Origin of the sequence: Paenibacillus sp. UMB4589-SE434 (assembly GCF_030226685.1) — a bacterium.
GTDB lineage: Bacteria > Bacillota > Bacilli > Paenibacillales > Paenibacillaceae > Paenibacillus_B.
Genome location: NZ_JASOYK010000011.1, coordinates 37,874 through 54,965 on the forward strand (window position 1 = coordinate 37,874; position 17,092 = coordinate 54,965).

The window sequence follows — 17,092 nt, forward strand, 5'->3', positions numbered from 1 at the left end:
TGCTTATGGGCAATCACAACGTTGGAAAGAACGTTGGAACGAACGTTATGCGCCGGAGCAGCAGGCTGTGCTGACAGCAGAAGAGATGGATGCGCGTGAGCGTGCTTTGGAGCGGATACGCAACAAGCTGGCGCTGCTGCCTGATCTGCCTGGCTGCTATTTGATGAAGAACAGCGAAGGTACGATCATTTATGTGGGCAAGGCCAAAGTGCTCAAGAACCGAGTCCGTTCCTATTTTACTGGCAGCCACGACGGCAAGACGCAGCGGCTTGTCTCCGAGATACGCGACTTTGAATATATTGTTACAGGCAGCAATATGGAATCGCTTATTCTGGAATGTAATCTGATTAAACAGCATCATCCGCGTTATAACGTATTACTTAAGGATGATAAGAGCTTCCCATATATTAAAATAACGAACGAACAGCACCCGAGACTGGAAGTAACTCGGCGTGTTTTGAAGGACAAGGCCAAGTATTTTGGGCCCTACCCGAATGCATTTGCGGCGCAGCAGACGAAGAAGCTGCTCGATAGATTGTATCCCTTGCGCAAGTGCCGCACGATACCGGATCGGGTGTGCCTCTATTACCACATTGGTCAGTGTCTGGCGCCTTGTGAATACGAGGTTACAGCAAGTGACTATGAGGTAATGACGCAGGAGATCGCCAAGTTTCTCAATGGTGGACATGAAGAGATTAAGAAAGAGCTGCGGCGCAAGATGGAAGAAGCGGCAGAGGAGCTGCAATTCGAACGGGCGAAAGAATACCGCGATCAGTTATTGGCGATTGAAGCGATTATGGAAAAACAAAAAATTAATACGGCAGATCAGATGGATCGCGACGTGTTTGGATTTGCAGTGGATAAAGGGTGGATGTGCGTCCAGATTTTATACGCGCGGCAAGGCAAGATGATAGAGCGTCATGCGACTAAGTTTCCTTATTACGGCCATGCATATGATGATTTTATAACATTTGTAACACAGTACTACAGTGACAATCCTGCACTTCCGAGGGCGATATTGCTGCCGGATGAGACGGAATGGGTAACGGAAGAATCAGGTTTGGATGCGGATACAAGCGAATTGCTGACCGCTCAGGCTGATGTACGTGGTGATACGCTGCTTCATGTCGACTCTACATTGCTCACGGATGAGCAGGAAGCTGATCACGATGAAACAGATGAGGTCGATGAGGCTGCACCACCAATAAAGTCCAGCGCAGAGGCGCTGCACCAATGGTTAAAAGTGAAGGTTCTTGTGCCGAAACGCGGCTTAAAGAAGCAGATGGTGAAGATGGCGATGGATAATGCACGTGTTGCGCTGGAGGAGAAATTCAAACTTCTGGAACGTGATGAGGAACGGACAGCAGGTGCGGCAGAACGTCTTGGCGAGGCACTTGGAATCAGATCGGCGCATCGTATCGAGGCCTTTGATAACTCGAACATTCAAGGCTCTGACCCTGTATCCGCGATGGTTGTCTTTATTGACGGCAAGCCTGCCAAGAAAGAATATCGGAAGTACAAGGTGCGCACAGTGCAAGGGCCGGATGATTATGAGACGATGCGTGAAGTGATACGCAGACGGTACGAGCGTGTGCTGAAGGAAGGCTTGGAGCAGCCTGATCTGATTGTTGTTGACGGTGGTAAAGGACAGATGGCGGTAGCTATCGATGTATTGGAGAATGAACTGGGACTATACATTCCGGTATGCGGTCTGGTTAAAGATACAAAGCATAAGACAGCGCAATTGATGGCCGGGGATCCTGCACAGGTTGTGCCGCTCGGCAGAGATAGCAAGGAGTTTTATTTATTGCAGCGGGTACAGGAGGAAGTGCATCGCTTTGCAATTACGTTTCATCGGGAGCAGCGCGGCAAGTCGATGGTTGTTTCTGCACTTGACTCCATACCAGGTATTGGTGAAAAGCGGCGGAAAGCGCTGCTGAAGCACTTCGGCTCTTTGAAGAAGATTCGTGAGGCTGAGATAGAAGATTTTCGTCAAGTGGGGATAGGCGAGCAGTTGGCACGTACGATCTTATCCCATTTACGGGAGGATGATGATCAGGATGCAGCCCAAGAATCCGAGCTGGAAGTAGAGAAGCTGTCAGATTACGATGAGAGCGAACCTGAACTTGGGACAGATTCAGCGAATATGCCAGCAGAATAGGCATTACAGTTGCAACAGCTAGATCCTTCAACGCTATAACTGAAGCAAGCAAGATCATAAATCACCACAATAAGAGGCCAAAAAAATGAAGCATGGTAGTTCATTTTTTTGGCCTCTTATACATATTTCAGTTAGGAGACAGGCTCGTGCGACGGTCTTATTTTTAGAGTCTTATGCCGATGAAGCGTGTTAATCCCATAGACAACAGCCATGGGGAGCAGCAAGTAGAAAGTGCCTATCACGATGCCAGACCAACTGCCATCAATCCAATAAGGGATCACCATCAATATAGTATCTAACATGAGATGAGCGACTACTGCGCTCCAGAAACCATAACGCACCATAATCCATACAAACAGGAAACCGATAATCATCAATTCCAACGGACGGGAGTAGTACGGATAGATCGGATAAGTCACATGACCAGCAGCCCACACAAAAGTAGGAATAATAGCTGCAACCCATGTATTACGCAGAAATTTGCGGAACAATCCCACTGCAAACAACCGGAAAAAGCCTTCTTCTGAAATGGCGGCTACCCACGCTACTAAAGGATACAAAAACATGTAACTTAGATTGAGTGGAGAGCTTGAAGCGTCTGTAGAGGACCAAGCCTTCATACCCAGTTCCAGCCCTGTGTAAATAATACTTTGCGTGCCCAGCAACACACCCGTGAATGCCAGGCCAACCCAGAAAGAACGCACAAGCTGTTGCCCGAAATCGGCGTCGCTCCATGAGATCACAACCTGCTTGTGCTGACTCACGTCCCAGCATGAACGCCCAACGATCAAGGCGAGGTATAACGTAATACCGGCTTGAACGACGAGGAAAAGCGATTGTATGGTAATGGTCATCTGCAAGCGATCATACCCGATTGGCTCCAGTCGATCAGCCATAATAGTACCTGGTATCACGTTCCAGCCATGCAGAATAGAGATCAGGCACGACAAGGCAGCCAACGTCAGCATCGTTCTGGATCTAAAGCGAATACGCTTGCGATATATAAGGGCCATTATGCAGGCGGCAGCTGCAAATATTACCGACATTAGTACATAACCAATGGAGGAGATCTGCTCAGCAGTGCTCTTTTGCTCCTGCATAAGCTGTGTATAAGCTTCAGGTAATGTCCAAATGGATTGAGCCTGGCTGATCTTGCCATTTTGCCACCACACAACAACTTCCAGTTTGGCATCGCCGACCTGCCCATTCTTGACAGTATAGCGAATTTCATTCGATAATTGCTCGGATTTGCGGGCAAGCTGTGCAGGTGTGTAGCCAAGCTGTAGTACAGCTTCATCTGAATGGGCTAACATGTAAGCCCGATCTGGATTAGGTTGTTCCACTTCGGATGTAGTGGAGCTATTGTCGGCATCAATGGTATCGGACAACACTTGTTGATAGCCGACGATCTGTCCAGTGCGCATATGGATGTCGATTGTCACGAGCTCACGCTTGTGTTGTAGGGGGGCTTCTTTGTCGAAAAAGACCCGATAAATATCATATGGCGCTGCCTTTTCCCAACGATTATACGCAGTATGCAGCTCATATTTACTTAAGTAGCCAGACAGGAGATCATTGGTATAATATATGGCACCTTTTTTGAATTGAGCGGATGATGGAATGGATGAGCCTTTGCTCGTGTTAGAGAAACTGGGCGTTGCTGAAAATATAGCCGAGGTGTAAGCGACTTCCGCGCGGCGGATAGCTTCATCTTTGGTTAACATAGGAGTAAGCTGCTCTGTATTTGAACTGGACAAAAATGGAATGATAACTTGAATGACTAAGAATAATAAGAATCCCGCAACTGCTGCGCCAATGAGCGCCCTGGATGCACCCTGCCCATATCTTTGGTTGCCAGCAGTAGAATTGTATGTAAATTTCAAGGGAATCCCCCTTCAATCTTAAATTTGAAATACGATAAAGACAGTTGTTCCTTCCCACATTATCGAAATGAACAAGCAACGTCAAGAAAAAGGGCCTTGCGCCGATGTATTACGAGAAAAGAAGTGAATGTAAGCGTTATATAATGATGTTTTCGGGCGTTTTCTCGTGTATTTGCTCCTTTCAAGACTTTGTGAAGAACATAGGAAACGTATATAATCTCGTTATGAATTGAATACAGCCGAGTTTCGTCATGCGACGAAAGCGGGGGAACCGAATTTTGGGGTGAATTTTGAGTGTGCTGCAAGCCACTTGAATAGGGCGACCTTGACGTGCCCGAATCCGTCAGCTAACCTCGTAGGCGTAAACGTCAGGATACCAGCGATAAGCATTGGGGTCTCCAGTGCTTTTTTTCGTGCCATTTTACGTATGAGGTGAAAAGCATCCTTGAAGACTGTTAAGCGTAACAACCTGCGGAGGCTAACCCCTTCACGCACCTTGGTCATTGGATTTGCCTTCATTGTTTTGATTGGCGCACTGTTGCTCATGCTGCCAATATCCAATGCCGACGGCACACCGTTGCCGTTTATCGACGCCTTATTTACAGCTACCTCTGCCACTTGCGTAACAGGTCTTGTGGTTGTTGACACAGGCACACACTTTACGATGTTTGGTCAAATCGTCATTATTAGTTTAATCCAGGTTGGCGGTCTAGGGTTTATGACGATGGCGACGCTGTTTGCTATGGCATTTAAGAAGAGAATTTCATTAAAAGAACGGCTGATCCTCCAGGAATCGCTGAATCAAGGCTCGATGGAAGGTATTGTACGACTAATCCGCAAAGTACTGCTTTATGCTTTTGTCATTGAGGGTTCTGCCGCTGTGCTGTTTACGTTAAGATGGTCGTTCGATCTGCCATTCGGGCAGGCATTGTATTTCGGTATTTTTCATGCCATCTCGTTCTTTAACAACGCAGGTTTTGACTTGTTCGGCCAAGTTAGCGGTCCTTTCTCCAGCTTAACAAGTTACGTAGGGGACCCGATTATTAACTTTGTATCCATGTTTTTGATCGTATCGGGTGGTATTGGTTTTATAGTCATGTCTGATGTGATGGATTTCCGTCGTACACGTCGATTGTCTCTGCATACCAAAGTTGTATTATCCATGACCAGCTTTTTAATTGTGTTTGGAGCTGTTGTCCTATTTATATTTGAGTTTACGAATCCTCATACGTACGGTCAACTGAATGGTTGGCAGAAAATATGGGCATCGTTCTTCCAGTCGGTCAGTCCGCGTACTGCGGGGGCGAATACGGTTGATATTGGTGCTATGAGACAGGCATCTCAGTTCTTTATGGTCATTCTGATGTTTATCGGTGCATCTCCAGGATCAACAGGGGGCGGTATCAAGACGACTACGTTCACGATCTTGATTGGTGCCGTCTTTGCGATGATGCGCGGCAAGGAAGACATCGTTATGTTCCGCTGCCGTCTGGCTAAAGACCGTATTTTCAAAGCAGTTACATTAACCTTGCTGGCACTGGGGCTGGTTCTCTTCGTGTCTATGATATTGTCTACGACAGAAGATCGGCAATTTCTTGCCATCTTGTTCGAGACAACATCGGCATTTGGTACGGTCGGACTCACGATGGGAATCACAACTAGTCTGTCGGATGTAGGGAAATTGTTAATTGCCCTTACGATGTTTGCAGGACGACTCGGACCAATTACGCTTGCGTATGCGCTTGGACCGAAGGCAGAACGTGAATTGTATCGCCACCCGGAAGGTAAAATAACGATAGGTTAAGAGTACGGCGTAAGCATGAGGATTATGTTTAGTTGGAATATATAGATATATAGTAAGCAAGGATGAAGGGGATAACATCTATTATGGACGCTCAGCAGTTTGCGGTAATTGGAATGGGACGCTTCGGTTCCAGTCTGGCAAAAGAATTAATGAAGTTAGGGCATCAGGTTCTTGGTATTGACAAGGATGAAGAAATCATTGACGAACTGAGTTCCGAGATGACCCATGCGGTTGTAGCGGATGCTGCTGATGAAGAAGTGCTGCGTTCCTTGGGCATTCGTAATTTTGATTGCGTCATTGTTGCGATCGGTGATGACATTCAGACTAGTATTTTGATCAGTATCCAGGTGAAGGAGCTTGGGGTCAAGAAAGTGGTGGCCAAAGCGTTAAGCGAGCTGCATGGACGTGTTCTGGAAAGATTGGGCGTAGATCGCGTGATTTACCCAGAGCGGGATATGGGAATAAGGGTGGCGCATCACCTTGTGTCGCCTAATTTGCTCGATTATATTGAATTGTCTAAGGATTATACGATTGCAGAGCTGAGTGTACCAAAGTGCCTGCACGGGCTTAAGCTCAAGGAGCTGGATCCACGTGCCAAGTACGGCTGCAGTATCGTAGCCTTAAATAAGCCTGGGGGCATCATTATCGCACCTTCAGCTGAAGATACGTTGGCAGAGAAGGATATTATGGTCATGATCGGTACGAATCGGCAAATTGAAGCTTTTGAAGAACGTCTCTTGGTGTAGCAGGTGTTCAGTCGGTCAGCCAGGCTTCGTCATCATCATCAATAGCGGATAGAACTATAGCCACTTGTCAGTGTCCAGATTGTTGTGTTGGAACTGTCAGGTGGCTTTTGAAGTTGTACGGTTGTTTTCGGCGATAGGCAATACATGTAGGATTATTCGGCAGCTCTAATCATTTTAATCAGTTGTTCTTTGTTGATATCCAGTGCTGATGCTGCTCGCAAAATACGGGGCAGCTCAATATCCGCAAAATGAATTTTGCGTTTGTTTTGCACGAGCTTTTTAGCCCCTGGGCTTACAAACATGCCAACTCCTCTTTTTTTATATAGAATGCCCTCATCTACAAGTAAATGAATACCCTTGGCAGCAGTAGCAGGATTGATTTGCAGTACTTTTGCAAATTGATTGGTAGAAGGAACCTGACTCTCCTCCATTGAAGCACCGCTTAATATATCATTTTCAATCTTTTCCGCTATCTGTAAATAAATTGATTTAGACTCGTCTAGCTGCATAATCGCTACCTCATTTCTCAATTACTTGTACACCACCATTTCATACAGCAGGCCAAATAGCTTTGCCATTACAAAGGACAAAAGCACAATCTAAACCCGATTGTTAGGTGCCGTTGTCATTTTTCTTAATAGATATCTGGTTCATTACTTATGTATTTGACTATAAGACTGGAATATAAAAAAAACAAGAGGCACAAGAGCCTCTTGTTATATAACACAATGTTGCATACCAAATAAGATTAGAAAAATATCTTAAACAGGATCAGGGAAATAATCATATGCATCCCCATAGCAATGGTAATAAAAGCAAAGCGGTTTGAGCGCTCAACCTTGCCTAGTTCCGCCATTTCAGTAGTCGTTAGAACGACGGAAGACAAGAGCAAGCAGCCGACCATGAAGAAAGATAGCTGTGTGAATGAAATGACGCTAACGAGACCAGCCAACAGGAAGCCTACGGCAAAGGGCATTTGTAAAGCCCCTAAGCGGACAAAGGCAGGCAATAAGCCTGGTCGTTCCTTGCCTTTAAAAGATAAGGTAAGCCAGAGAGCACCAATCAACGCACCAATAGAAAGGATAGCGATCACTAGAAAACGGATAAAGAATGAGAACGGGATACTAGGCGCACCACGATCAAGTAACGATAAAATGTCAGATGCTCCAAATAAGAAACCAAAGAAATGTTTCGAAACGATATATGCCCATACTGCGAAACCTAAACTGGAAAGCAGGATGCCGATCACGGCATATAACCAATCGCGCTGCGGGTGAAGCCGGGCAGCTTCGGTCGGTTGCTTAAGCAGAGTTAAGAGCGTTCGTGTCTCAAAGGCAGAGGTTGCCTCGCGAGCAAATTGACCCATCGAATGTTGAGGCTGTGAATGCTCGGTATAGGTTTGCTGTGCTGTCTGCCCGTCGGTGCCATTTGACGCCGCTGATCCCCAAGGTTCCTTCCTTAGGTTGAAAGATTCTGACGAAGCAGGATGAGAAGCGCCAGCTGACGCTGCGATCTCGCTGCACGCATGGGGCACATCCTGTTCCAACTTGGCGCCGCAATGATTGCAAAAATTCATTTTTTATTTACCTCCTAGAATTTGAATCTATTATCATAAGTACATATCCTATTATAACCATATATTTTGACAAAGAATGAAAGAATTCTTATTTTTTAATTGCCCAGCCACTCGGAACGGATTACCGCTTCCGCAATGAACTTTCGGACGGATTCAGTCAGCATGGCCTGTTCCGCATATACAAGCGACGTGACACGTTCCGTCTGTTCAAGCTCCTTGAGATGAACAGCAATAAGGCGGTTGTCCAGCAGCCATTCGGGACGCAAGTAGGACTTGGGAAGCAAGGCAGTGGCTTCGCATGTGGCAAGCAGTCGACCGATCGCTTCGAATGAGTCAATTTCCATTCGGATATCAGGCATGATTCGATAGCGCCGGAACAGGTCGTCAATAAGCTTGCGATACCAGGTTCCGTTAGAGAATAGCAGCATAGGGACACCGTTTAGATGTGACATTGTCCAATCTTTAACTCGTGTTAGCTCATGGCTGCTCGGCAGCACGAGCATCAGATGGTCGGACAGCAGCGGAATAGAGACGAGTCCCTGCTCGCGAATGGCGTCGCCTACGATACCAAAGTCGACTTTCTTGTTGCGGACATAAGAGACGATCTCATGTGTCTTGCCCGTAACGGCCTTTAACTGAGCGTCGGGGTACTGCTCTTTAAACATAGATACAAATAACGGCAGTGTAGTTTGTAACGTCGTAAGGCTGGCGCCTATTGTAACGTTGGTTTGTCCTTCGGTCTTGTAGGCGGTAATTGATTTCATAAAGGAAAGCTGTCGGCTGCGGATATCAAGCGCAAAGTCATAAGTCATCTGACCAACCCGGGTAAGCTCGAGTCGTTTGCCATGGCGGGCGAATAATTCGACATTTAATTCTTCTTCCAGACGTGACACTTGTCGAGACAAGGCAGGCTGCGAAATATTCAACCGCTTGGCGGCTTGATTCAAGCTGGTATGTTCAACGACAGTGGCAAATGCCTCTAGCAGATCAAGCATATAGAATTCCTCCTTGAGTTTGGAGTTATACTTGTGAAAATATGTTCAATGATATTTATCATATAAAGCGCTCGGATATATTGCTGCTACAGGCTGCCTCAGGCCTTGTCAGAACTGGCTTATGCATTTTAGTTATGATTTATATAAAAACATTGCAATTCCATTATAAGCCGTTAAGGAGTAATATGGTAGTGTCACAACTTGGTCACAAATAGAGAAAACGGTTACAAAAACCTGGCTTAACCGGCGAAAATAGCGTTAAATAGATTGTAGAAGCCATGTGACAAAATATTGACGCTTTCGACAGGCACAGGTAAAATGAGGATGTTTTACTACCAAAATCTACTGGTACGCATCGGAAAGGGGAAACGGCACACATATGAAACGGGGATATTTTTACTCGCGTAAACTCCACTCGCTGCTCGGCGTCATGCCGCTGGGATTTTTTATCATTGAGCACATGCTGACGAACTATGCAGCCTATGAAGGTGGAAAGGAAGCGTTTCAAGGGAGCGTTAAGTTTCTAAATGATTTACCGCTGGTATTCTTCTTGGAGTTGTTTGGCATCTGGCTTCCGCTCCTATATCACGGGGTATACGGACTTTATATCGCTTATACGTCCCGCAACAATGTGGGCAATTACAATTATGGACGCAATGTTGCTTTTATGATGCAGCGGATTACTGGCGTCATTACATTTGTGTTTGTTATCTGGCACCTTTACCAGACTCGATTCCAAGTTGCGGTCGGCAACATTACACATGAGGAGCTAGGCACTCATATGAATGAGATCGTAACGCAGCCGGCTATGTTCATTTTATACGTAATCGGTGTTGTAGCGGCGTCTTATCATTTCACAAATGGATTATGGGCATTCCTCGTAAGCTGGGGAATTACGATTGGCCCACGTGCTCAGAAGGTGTCTTCTGTTATCTGCACGGGTTTATTCGTCGTGATGTCCGTCTTGTTTGTGATGTCGCTGTTCGCTTTCCGTGGCACGGAATTCGAAGCGGCGCATGTATGGAATGCTGCACAATCGATGATAGGTTAAGGGGGATGACGCGCAATGGCTAAACAGAAAATTATAGTTGTCGGAGGCGGCTTGGCTGGCCTGATGGCAACGGTAAAGGCAGCGGAGGCAGGCGTGCACGTAGAGCTGTTCTCCTTAGTACCTGTAAAACGTTCCCATTCCGTATGCGCGCAGGGCGGCATTAATGGGGCTGTAAATACAAAAGGTGAAGGTGACTCCCCATGGGAGCATTTTGATGATTCGGTATATGGTGGCGACTTTTTAGCGAATCAACCACCTGTTAAGGCGATGTGCGAGGCAGCACCAGGCATCATTCACTTGATGGACCGGATGGGAGTTATGTTTAACCGTACACCGGAAGGATTGCTTGATTTCCGTCGTTTCGGAGGCACAAAGCATCATCGTACGGCATTTGCCGGTGCCACAACAGGCCAACAGTTATTGTACGCTCTAGACGAGCAGGCAAGACGCTGGGAAGCAGCGGGTCTGGTGACTAAATACGAGCATTATGAATTTTTGTCTGCAGTCCTTGATGACGAAGGCATTTGCCGAGGCATTAGTGCTCAGGATCTGCGCACAATGGAGACGAAGACATTTATTGCAGACGCGGTCATTCTAGCATCCGGCGGCCCGGGTATTATATTCGGGAAAACGACCAACTCTGTTATTAATACAGGAACTGCAGCAAGTGCGGTATATCAGCAAGGCGTTCATTATGCCAACGGCGAATTCATTCAGATTCATCCGACTGCCATTCCAGGTGACGACAAACTTCGTTTGATGTCGGAATCGGCACGTGGTGAGGGCGGGCGCATCTGGACGTACAAAGACGGAAAGCCATGGTATTTCCTTGAAGAGAAATACCCTGCGTATGGCAACCTTGTGCCGCGTGATATCGCAACCCGTGAGATCTTTAGTGTCTGTGTAGACTTGAAGCTTGGCGTTAATGGCGAGAACATGGTGTATCTTGACTTGTCTCACAAAGATCCGAAGGAACTCGATGTCAAGCTTGGCGGCATTATTGAGATCTACGAGAAGTTCATGGGTGACGATCCGCGCAAGATTCCGATGAAAATATTCCCTGGCGTTCACTATTCGATGGGCGGCATGTGGGTTGACTACAATCAGATGACAAACATTCCTGGCCTATTTGCGGCTGGCGAATGCGAGTACCAATACCATGGTGCGAACCGTCTAGGCGCAAACTCGCTCTTGTCCGCGATCTACGGCGGCATGGTAGCTGGACCGAAGGCGGTCGAGTACGTACGTGGTTTGAAAAAATCTGCGGAGGACGTTGCTTCGTCTGTATTTGACCGTGAAACTAAACGTCAAACCGACAAGTACGAGAAATTGCTGAAGATGGATGGCAGCGAGAATGCCTACGTTATTCACAAAGAGCTTGGTGAATGGATGACGAACAATATGACGGTTGTTCGTTATAATAGCAAGCTTCAGGATACGATTCATAAGATTAAGGAGCTGAAGAGTCGTTACCAGAGTATTAACATTAACGACACGGCTCGTTGGAGCAATCAAGGGGTGGCCTTTACTCGTCAATTATGGAACATGCTGGAGCTCGCTGACGCAATGACACTCAGTGCGCTGCTGCGTGATGAGAGCCGAGGAGCTCACTATAAACCTGATTTCCCGGAACGGAATGATGAGAAGTTCTTGAAGACTTCGATGGCGGCGTGGACGGCAGAAGGTCCGCAAATAACGTATCAGGAAGTCGATGTATCCTTGTTGAAGCCGCGTAAGCGCGACTACACGACCGACAAGAAGAAAGGAGAATAACGATGGCGGACACGATGACTCGACCTAACACGATTAAGTTTATTGTGACGCGCCAAGATGCTCCGGATGCAAAGGCTTACACGGAAGAATTCGAAGTTCCGTATCGCCCGAACATGAACGTCATCAGCGCGTTAATGGAAATTCAACGGAATCCGATCAACACAAAAGGTGGCAAGACGGCGCCTGTCTGCTGGGAATCGAACTGCCTGGAGGAAGTATGCGGAGCATGTTCGATGGTAATCAACGGCAAGCCTCGACAAGCTTGTTCGGCGTTGGTCGATAAGCTGGAGCAGCCGATTCGCCTGGAGCCGATGAAGACGTTTCCTGTCGTGCGCGACTTGGTCATTAACCGTCAGCGTATGTTCGACTCCTTGAAACGGGTTAAAGCATGGATTCCGATCGATGGAACTTACGATCTGGGACCTGGGCCGCGTATGGCTGAACCGAAGCGGCAATGGGCGTACGAGCTCTCCAAGTGCATGACGTGCGGTGTTTGCTTGGAAGCATGTCCGAACGTAAACGATAAGACGAGCTTTATCGGGCCAGCACCAATCTCGCAGGTGCGTCTCTTCAACGCTCATCCAACTGGTGAGATGAACAGAGAGGAACGGCTGGAAGAGCTGCTGGAAGACGGCGGCATCGAAGGCTGCGGCAACTCGCAGAACTGTGTTCGATCTTGTCCAAAGGGAATTCCGCTTACGACTTCCATAGCGGAAATGAACAAGGATACAACCAAGCTGATGTTTAAGCGTTGGTTCAAGATGTAATCCAAAGGGAAATGCTTATCACAATGAATAGATGCCACTTTGATTGAAAGGTGGAAGCAATAGGGCTGTCTCCTCTTCATGAGGAAACAGCCCTGTTTTTGTAACAAGTTGATGCTGCATATTTAGAGTAATGATAGTTTCGGGTTAACGATACTCAGGTTTAAGCATTCCCTAAGCGACCCGTTCGATCATAAATGTAATCGCTTTAAAAAAATTCATAGATAATACAAATTACAGTTTGCGAATAACTTTAATTGCGATATAGTAAGAAATGGATAGAGCTTGCGTGCATGCTTATTGTGTGTCAACCCATATACGGATGCCTAAGCTTAAATTAATAAGTAGTTGAACGATGGGGGGACATCATTAATGATGGTTCGCTGGTGTGAAGATGATAGGTTAAGCTGGCCTGTTATTCGTCTCTGCAAGTGCCTCAAGCCGCTCGTTGACGATTGGGACCCATTGAGCTTGCTTGCCAAAGGAGCACCTGAAGATGAATACGATTGTTTGACAGCTTTTCTAGCGGGGATATTCTTCAACGAGTATGATGCTTTCCAATTTGCCGATGAGCTAGAGAACTTTATCGAGGAACACTTCGGTGTGGGTCCTGCTATGATGAAGTCAGAGCGAGCTAAGCGATGGCGAATGCAGATCGAATCATTTTGTTCCGTGATGATAGCTCTGAGAAAGCCACTATCGGAATATTTGCAATCGTTTACAGAAGCTCATCCTCCTGTGGAACAACTGCCGCAATTGAGAACCGCATGTACCTCGTCCTCACCTCAGGATTCATAGCCCTCCATAATAGAACGTACGAGCTGATATGACTCAGATGTAGGCAGCGGCTGTACCCACAATACGCGATCAATTAAATGGAGACAAAGATCGACGTATTGGGGACAGCCGCTTAATTGCAACGATATAGGTTAAATCAGCGCAGAAGCTTTTTCATCCAGCGAAGACCATTCTTAACACCGGGATAGCGAAGTGAGAGGTCAAACGCAGTGGTTTGATACAATACGGCTTTGTTGTGACTAAACGTATCAAAGCTGTATTTGCCGTGATAGCGACCAGTTCCACTTTCGCCTACACCTCCGAAAGGCAGATATGGCGTAGCAAGATGCATCAATGTATCATTGACACAACCTCCCCCGAAAGATAGTTGCTCAATGATGCTGTGCTGCACCTCGCGTTCAGATGTAAACAAGTACAGTGCAAGTGGCTTCGGACGAGCACGGACGGCGTGTATGACTTCATCTAAATGTTCGTACGTCAGGACTGGAAGGAGAGGGCCGAATATCTCTTCCTCCATTACCTTCATCGTCCAGTCCACATCTGTTAAGACGGTAGGTTCCATACGACGATTGTCTGCATCGACATGTCCCCCCCAAGCAATGCTGCCTTCGTCAAGGAAAGTCGTGAGCCGGGCAAGATGCTTGTTGCTGACGATGGAAGGATACAGATTGCTTTCCAACGGCTTCTGTCCATAGAATGATACAACGGCTTCATGAAGCGCCTGCACAAGTGCTTCACGACGAGTGTGATGTACATATATATAATCGGGTGCAACACAAGTTTGCCCTGCATTTGTCCACTTGCCAAACGCGATACGACGTGCTGCCAACTGGATATCGGCATCCTGATGTACGATACAAGGGCTCTTGCCCCCTAGTTCGAGCGTGATGGGAATTAGACGTTTAGCGGCTGCTTCCATCACTTTTTTGCCAACACCAACACTACCTGTAAAGAAAATATAGTCAAATGGAAGCTCAAGGAGTGTCTGACTGGTCTCAACCGCGCCTTCAACAACCGCGACATATCGTGGATCAAAGCTGTCTCTTATGATGGTGGACAGCACCGCGCTTGTGTGCGGTGTCCATTCTGATGGTTTCAGCACAGCGGTGTTGCCGGCTGCGATAGCGCCGATAAGCGGAGCAAGCGCAAGCTGGAATGGATAGTTCCAAGGCGCAATAATCAGTGCAGTGCCGTAAGGCTCGGGAACAACCATCCCGCGGCTGCCGATATGTGTTAGCGCGGTCTTCACTTTGCGTGGCTTCGCCCAGCGTGTGAGTCGTTTGGCTAAGTGACGAGCTTCTGCTAACGTAAACCCGATCTCAGTTACGTATGCTTCTGTCTCGCTCTTCCGTAGATCAAGCTGCAAGGCTTGAACAATAGCTGCTTCATGTTGTTGTATGGCGTCAATAAGCGTATATAACGCTTGTTGACGCTTTGTTATATCCCGCGTATGCCCTTCAGCAAAATACTGCTTCTGTGCTTGTATAAGCTGATTGATCTGTTCACGGCTCATCCGTCTCAGCCTCCTTAACGAATCATGCTCTCTTGCTATCATACTGGATATTCGTTTGCATTGCATGGTCCTCTGCTTCATAATAAAAAGATAGTGAGTGAAAGCGGGGGATCTCAATTGCAACCTCTTACGTCCGATAAAGCGGACCCGCCGGTAGACACTTCATCTGAAACTTCTAAGTTGCGTACATCTCAGCAGCGGGTGAGCAGGCGTCGCTTTTTAAAAAGTATGATAGGCAGTATTGTAGCTGCTCCATTTTTGATGGGAGCCTATTCAAGATGGGTTGAGCCTAAGTGGATTAGAAGCAGAGAGCTGACGATAGCTACGCAGCGTTTGCCGCAGGCATTTCAAGGCATGCGGATTGCACATTTGTCAGATCTTCACTTTGGCGACCATACATCCGAACAAGAAGTGGATTCATTAATTAGTCGTGTGATGAAAGCACGGCCTGATATGATATGCTTTACAGGTGATCTGGTAGAAGATCATAAAGTATCAGGGAAGGCCATTATTCCTTATTTGAAGAAGCTGCGTGCTCCATTCGGCCAGTATGCGGTACTTGGCAATCATGACTATCGGCGCGGCACAGATCTGGCAACGGAAGTGCTGACAGAAGCAGGTATTGATGTGTTGACCAACAAAGCGCGAATATTAAGCCATATCGGCTCCTCAATGGCAATTGCAGGAATAGATGATGCGCTTGACGGAACTCCTGAAATGGGGAATGCGCTTGCGTCGGTGCCGGACGAGATGTGGACACTGCTGCTGGCTCATGAGCCAGACTGGGCCGACTATACGGTTAGCTCACACGTTGATATGCAATTATCTGGCCACAGCCATGGGGGGCAGATCAGGGCTCCGTTTTACGGCCCTATATTTTTACCGGAGATGGGCAAACGATATCCCGACGGCGTATATACCCTTCCGCGAGAGCATGACCATCCCTTAATGGTACATACGAGCAGAGGCCTTGGCACGACTTTGCTGCCGCTGAGGTTGTTTTGCCCGCCTGAATGGACGATGATAACACTCCAATCGGAGATGTAGTATGGATATAGCATGATCAGATAGATACAGAACGTTCAAAGCCGTAACTTGATTAGGGGAAAGACAACAATTAGAGCTTGATGGAAAGCGGATAACGAGAGGAGAAGAATCACCATGCAGACAGTGGCCATCCTTTCAGACATTCACGGTAACTTGCAAGCGCTTGAAGCCGTAATGAGCGATCTAAAACGGCTGGGAGTTGACCGTATTTTTTGCCTTGGGGACTTGGTGGGAAAAGGACCAAATGCTGTGGAAGTGACCGATATTGTATTACAGGAATGCGATGTTATTGTCAGAGGAAACTGGGATGAACTTGTAGCTCGGATCGAAGATGACATGCAGTTCCGTTGGCATGCAGATCAACTAGGAAAAGAGCGCGTGAAGCAGCTGTCATCGCTGCCGTTCTCGTATGATTGCATCATAAGCGGACGGCATATCCGTATGGTGCATGCTTCTCCGCAGAGCGTGTATCACCGTGTACAGCCATGGGATCCAATAGAAAAGCGATTGGGTATGTTTGACTTTACTTCTTCGCTGCATGAGCCGCTGCATCCTTGCCAATCACCAGATATCGTCATCTATGGAGACATTCATCAAGCGTATTTACAGCATATCCAGGGGAAGACCCTGCTTAATTGCGGCAGTGTGGGCAACCCGCTTGATATGACACAGGCATCCTATGTCATTTTGGAAGGCGAATATGGGGATGTAGATCAAGCTCCATTCTCAATCCAATTTCGTCGGGTTCCTTATGACATTGAGCAGGCAGTATGGGCAGCCGAACATACGGATATACCAGGTGTTAAGCATTATGTGCGTGAGCTCCGTACAGGGGTGTACCGAGGCTTGCAGAAGTCTGTTGATGAAGGATAACATATCTTATCTTAACATAGCCTCTCTTTTCAACCGGAACAATCAGTGATACGATAAACGAATGAATCCAGCACAAGCCAGCGTATATGACGCTGGCTTTCTCGCTGT

The 17,092-nt window shown here is 47.1% G+C and carries 14 protein-coding genes and 1 riboswitch; of the genes, 9 read left to right on the forward strand and 5 right to left on the reverse strand.

The window, feature by feature from the left end:
- Window positions 1-85 precede the first annotated feature (85 nt).
- Complete coding sequence (uvrC, locus tag QP775_RS24185) at window positions 86-2,161, forward strand: excinuclease ABC subunit UvrC (protein WP_285109256.1); 2,076 nt, start codon at window positions 86-88, stop codon at window positions 2,159-2,161.
- 131 nt (window positions 2,162-2,292) lie between these two features.
- On the opposite strand, the gene QP775_RS24190 is transcribed toward uvrC, so the two are convergent.
- A complete protein-coding gene (locus QP775_RS24190) occupies window positions 2,293-4,044 on the reverse strand; it encodes a CPBP family intramembrane glutamic endopeptidase (RefSeq protein ID WP_285109231.1) in 1,752 nt (583 codons plus the stop codon).
- A gap of 227 nt (window positions 4,045-4,271) precedes the next feature.
- Window positions 4,272-4,421, forward strand: a riboswitch (cyclic di-AMP (ydaO/yuaA leader).
- Window positions 4,422-4,489: 68 nt separating this feature from the next.
- Here QP775_RS24190 and QP775_RS24195 point away from each other — a divergent pair.
- Complete coding sequence (locus tag QP775_RS24195) at window positions 4,490-5,848, forward strand: TrkH family potassium uptake protein (RefSeq protein ID WP_239333367.1); 1,359 nt, start codon at window positions 4,490-4,492, stop codon at window positions 5,846-5,848.
- 83 nt (window positions 5,849-5,931) lie between these two features.
- On the forward strand, window positions 5,932-6,594 hold the full coding sequence (locus tag QP775_RS24200) for a potassium channel family protein (RefSeq protein WP_239333429.1): 663 nt from the start codon (window positions 5,932-5,934) through the stop codon (window positions 6,592-6,594).
- Window positions 6,595-6,746: 152 nt separating this feature from the next.
- Here the strand turns inward: QP775_RS24200 and QP775_RS24205 are convergent, their stop codons facing one another.
- The 3 genes from QP775_RS24205 to QP775_RS24215 all read right to left on the reverse strand — a co-directional run bounded on the left by QP775_RS24205 (window position 6,747) and on the right by QP775_RS24215 (window position 9,165).
- Window positions 6,747-7,103 carry a GntR family transcriptional regulator gene (locus tag QP775_RS24205; protein ID WP_285109257.1) on the reverse strand — a complete coding sequence of 119 codons (357 nt, stop codon included), beginning with the start codon at window positions 7,101-7,103 and terminating at the stop codon, window positions 6,747-6,749.
- Window positions 7,104-7,342: 239 nt separating this feature from the next.
- Complete coding sequence (locus QP775_RS24210; RefSeq protein WP_285109232.1) at window positions 7,343-8,170, reverse strand: hypothetical protein; 828 nt, start codon at window positions 8,168-8,170, stop codon at window positions 7,343-7,345.
- Between the two features lie 95 nt (window positions 8,171-8,265).
- The gene (locus QP775_RS24215) at window positions 8,266-9,165 is read right to left on the reverse strand and encodes a LysR family transcriptional regulator (protein ID WP_285109233.1); all 900 of its coding nucleotides are present in this window, start codon (window positions 9,163-9,165) and stop codon (window positions 8,266-8,268) included.
- 379 nt (window positions 9,166-9,544) lie between these two features.
- Here QP775_RS24215 and QP775_RS24220 point away from each other — a divergent pair, with 379 nt between their 5' ends.
- The 4 genes from QP775_RS24220 to QP775_RS24235 all read left to right on the forward strand — a co-directional run bounded on the left by QP775_RS24220 (window position 9,545) and on the right by QP775_RS24235 (window position 13,551).
- Window positions 9,545-10,216: a succinate dehydrogenase cytochrome b558 subunit gene (locus QP775_RS24220; RefSeq protein WP_239333374.1), complete on the forward strand. Its 672-nt coding sequence runs from the start codon at window positions 9,545-9,547 to the stop codon at window positions 10,214-10,216.
- Window positions 10,217-10,231: 15 nt separating this feature from the next.
- Window positions 10,232-11,989 (forward strand): succinate dehydrogenase flavoprotein subunit, encoded by a 1,758-nt coding sequence (sdhA, locus tag QP775_RS24225; protein ID WP_239333376.1) that lies wholly within the window; start codon window positions 10,232-10,234, stop codon window positions 11,987-11,989.
- 2 nt (window positions 11,990-11,991) lie between these two features.
- A complete protein-coding gene (sdhB, locus tag QP775_RS24230) occupies window positions 11,992-12,756 on the forward strand; it encodes a succinate dehydrogenase iron-sulfur subunit (protein WP_028546937.1) in 765 nt (254 codons plus the stop codon).
- Window positions 12,757-13,125: 369 nt separating this feature from the next.
- A complete protein-coding gene (locus QP775_RS24235) occupies window positions 13,126-13,551 on the forward strand; it encodes a hypothetical protein (RefSeq protein ID WP_285109234.1) in 426 nt (141 codons plus the stop codon).
- 136 nt (window positions 13,552-13,687) lie between these two features.
- Here QP775_RS24235 and QP775_RS24240 read toward each other — a convergent pair whose 3' ends face one another.
- On the reverse strand, window positions 13,688-15,106 hold the full coding sequence (locus tag QP775_RS24240) for an aldehyde dehydrogenase (RefSeq protein WP_285109235.1): 1,419 nt from the start codon (window positions 15,104-15,106) through the stop codon (window positions 13,688-13,690).
- A 75-nt stretch (window positions 15,107-15,181) separates the two neighbouring features.
- Here QP775_RS24240 and QP775_RS24245 point away from each other — a divergent pair, with 75 nt between their 5' ends.
- Together QP775_RS24245 and QP775_RS24250 are read left to right on the forward strand one after the other, a co-directional pair.
- Window positions 15,182-16,111: a metallophosphoesterase gene (locus QP775_RS24245; protein WP_285109236.1), complete on the forward strand. Its 930-nt coding sequence runs from the start codon at window positions 15,182-15,184 to the stop codon at window positions 16,109-16,111.
- Between the two features lie 114 nt (window positions 16,112-16,225).
- Entirely contained in the window at window positions 16,226-16,984 is a 759-nt protein-coding gene (locus QP775_RS24250) for a metallophosphoesterase family protein (protein WP_285109237.1), read from the forward strand.
- Window positions 16,985-17,092 lie beyond the last annotated feature (108 nt).

Bases quoted from the DNA above. Each gene is read 5' to 3' on its own strand.
- uvrC (WP_285109256.1), top strand. From the start codon at position 86: ATGGATGCGCGTGAGCGTGCTTTGGAGCGGATACGCAACAAGCTGGCG.
- QP775_RS24200 (WP_239333429.1), top strand. From the start codon at position 5,932: ATGGACGCTCAGCAGTTTGCGGTAATTGGAATGGGACGCTTCGGTTCC.
- QP775_RS24205 (WP_285109257.1), bottom strand. From the start codon at position 7,103: ATGCAGCTAGACGAGTCTAAATCAATTTATTTACAGATAGCGGAAAAG.
- QP775_RS24210 (WP_285109232.1), bottom strand. From the start codon at position 8,170: ATGAATTTTTGCAATCATTGCGGCGCCAAGTTGGAACAGGATGTGCCC.
- QP775_RS24215 (WP_285109233.1), bottom strand. From the start codon at position 9,165: ATGCTTGATCTGCTAGAGGCATTTGCCACTGTCGTTGAACATACCAGC.
- QP775_RS24220 (WP_239333374.1), top strand. From the start codon at position 9,545: ATGAAACGGGGATATTTTTACTCGCGTAAACTCCACTCGCTGCTCGGC.
- sdhA (WP_239333376.1), top strand. From the start codon at position 10,232: ATGGCTAAACAGAAAATTATAGTTGTCGGAGGCGGCTTGGCTGGCCTG.
- sdhB (WP_028546937.1), top strand. From the start codon at position 11,992: ATGGCGGACACGATGACTCGACCTAACACGATTAAGTTTATTGTGACG.
- QP775_RS24235 (WP_285109234.1), top strand. From the start codon at position 13,126: ATGATGGTTCGCTGGTGTGAAGATGATAGGTTAAGCTGGCCTGTTATT.
- QP775_RS24240 (WP_285109235.1), bottom strand. From the start codon at position 15,106: ATGATAGCAAGAGAGCATGATTCGTTAAGGAGGCTGAGACGGATGAGC.
- QP775_RS24250 (WP_285109237.1), top strand. From the start codon at position 16,226: ATGCAGACAGTGGCCATCCTTTCAGACATTCACGGTAACTTGCAAGCG.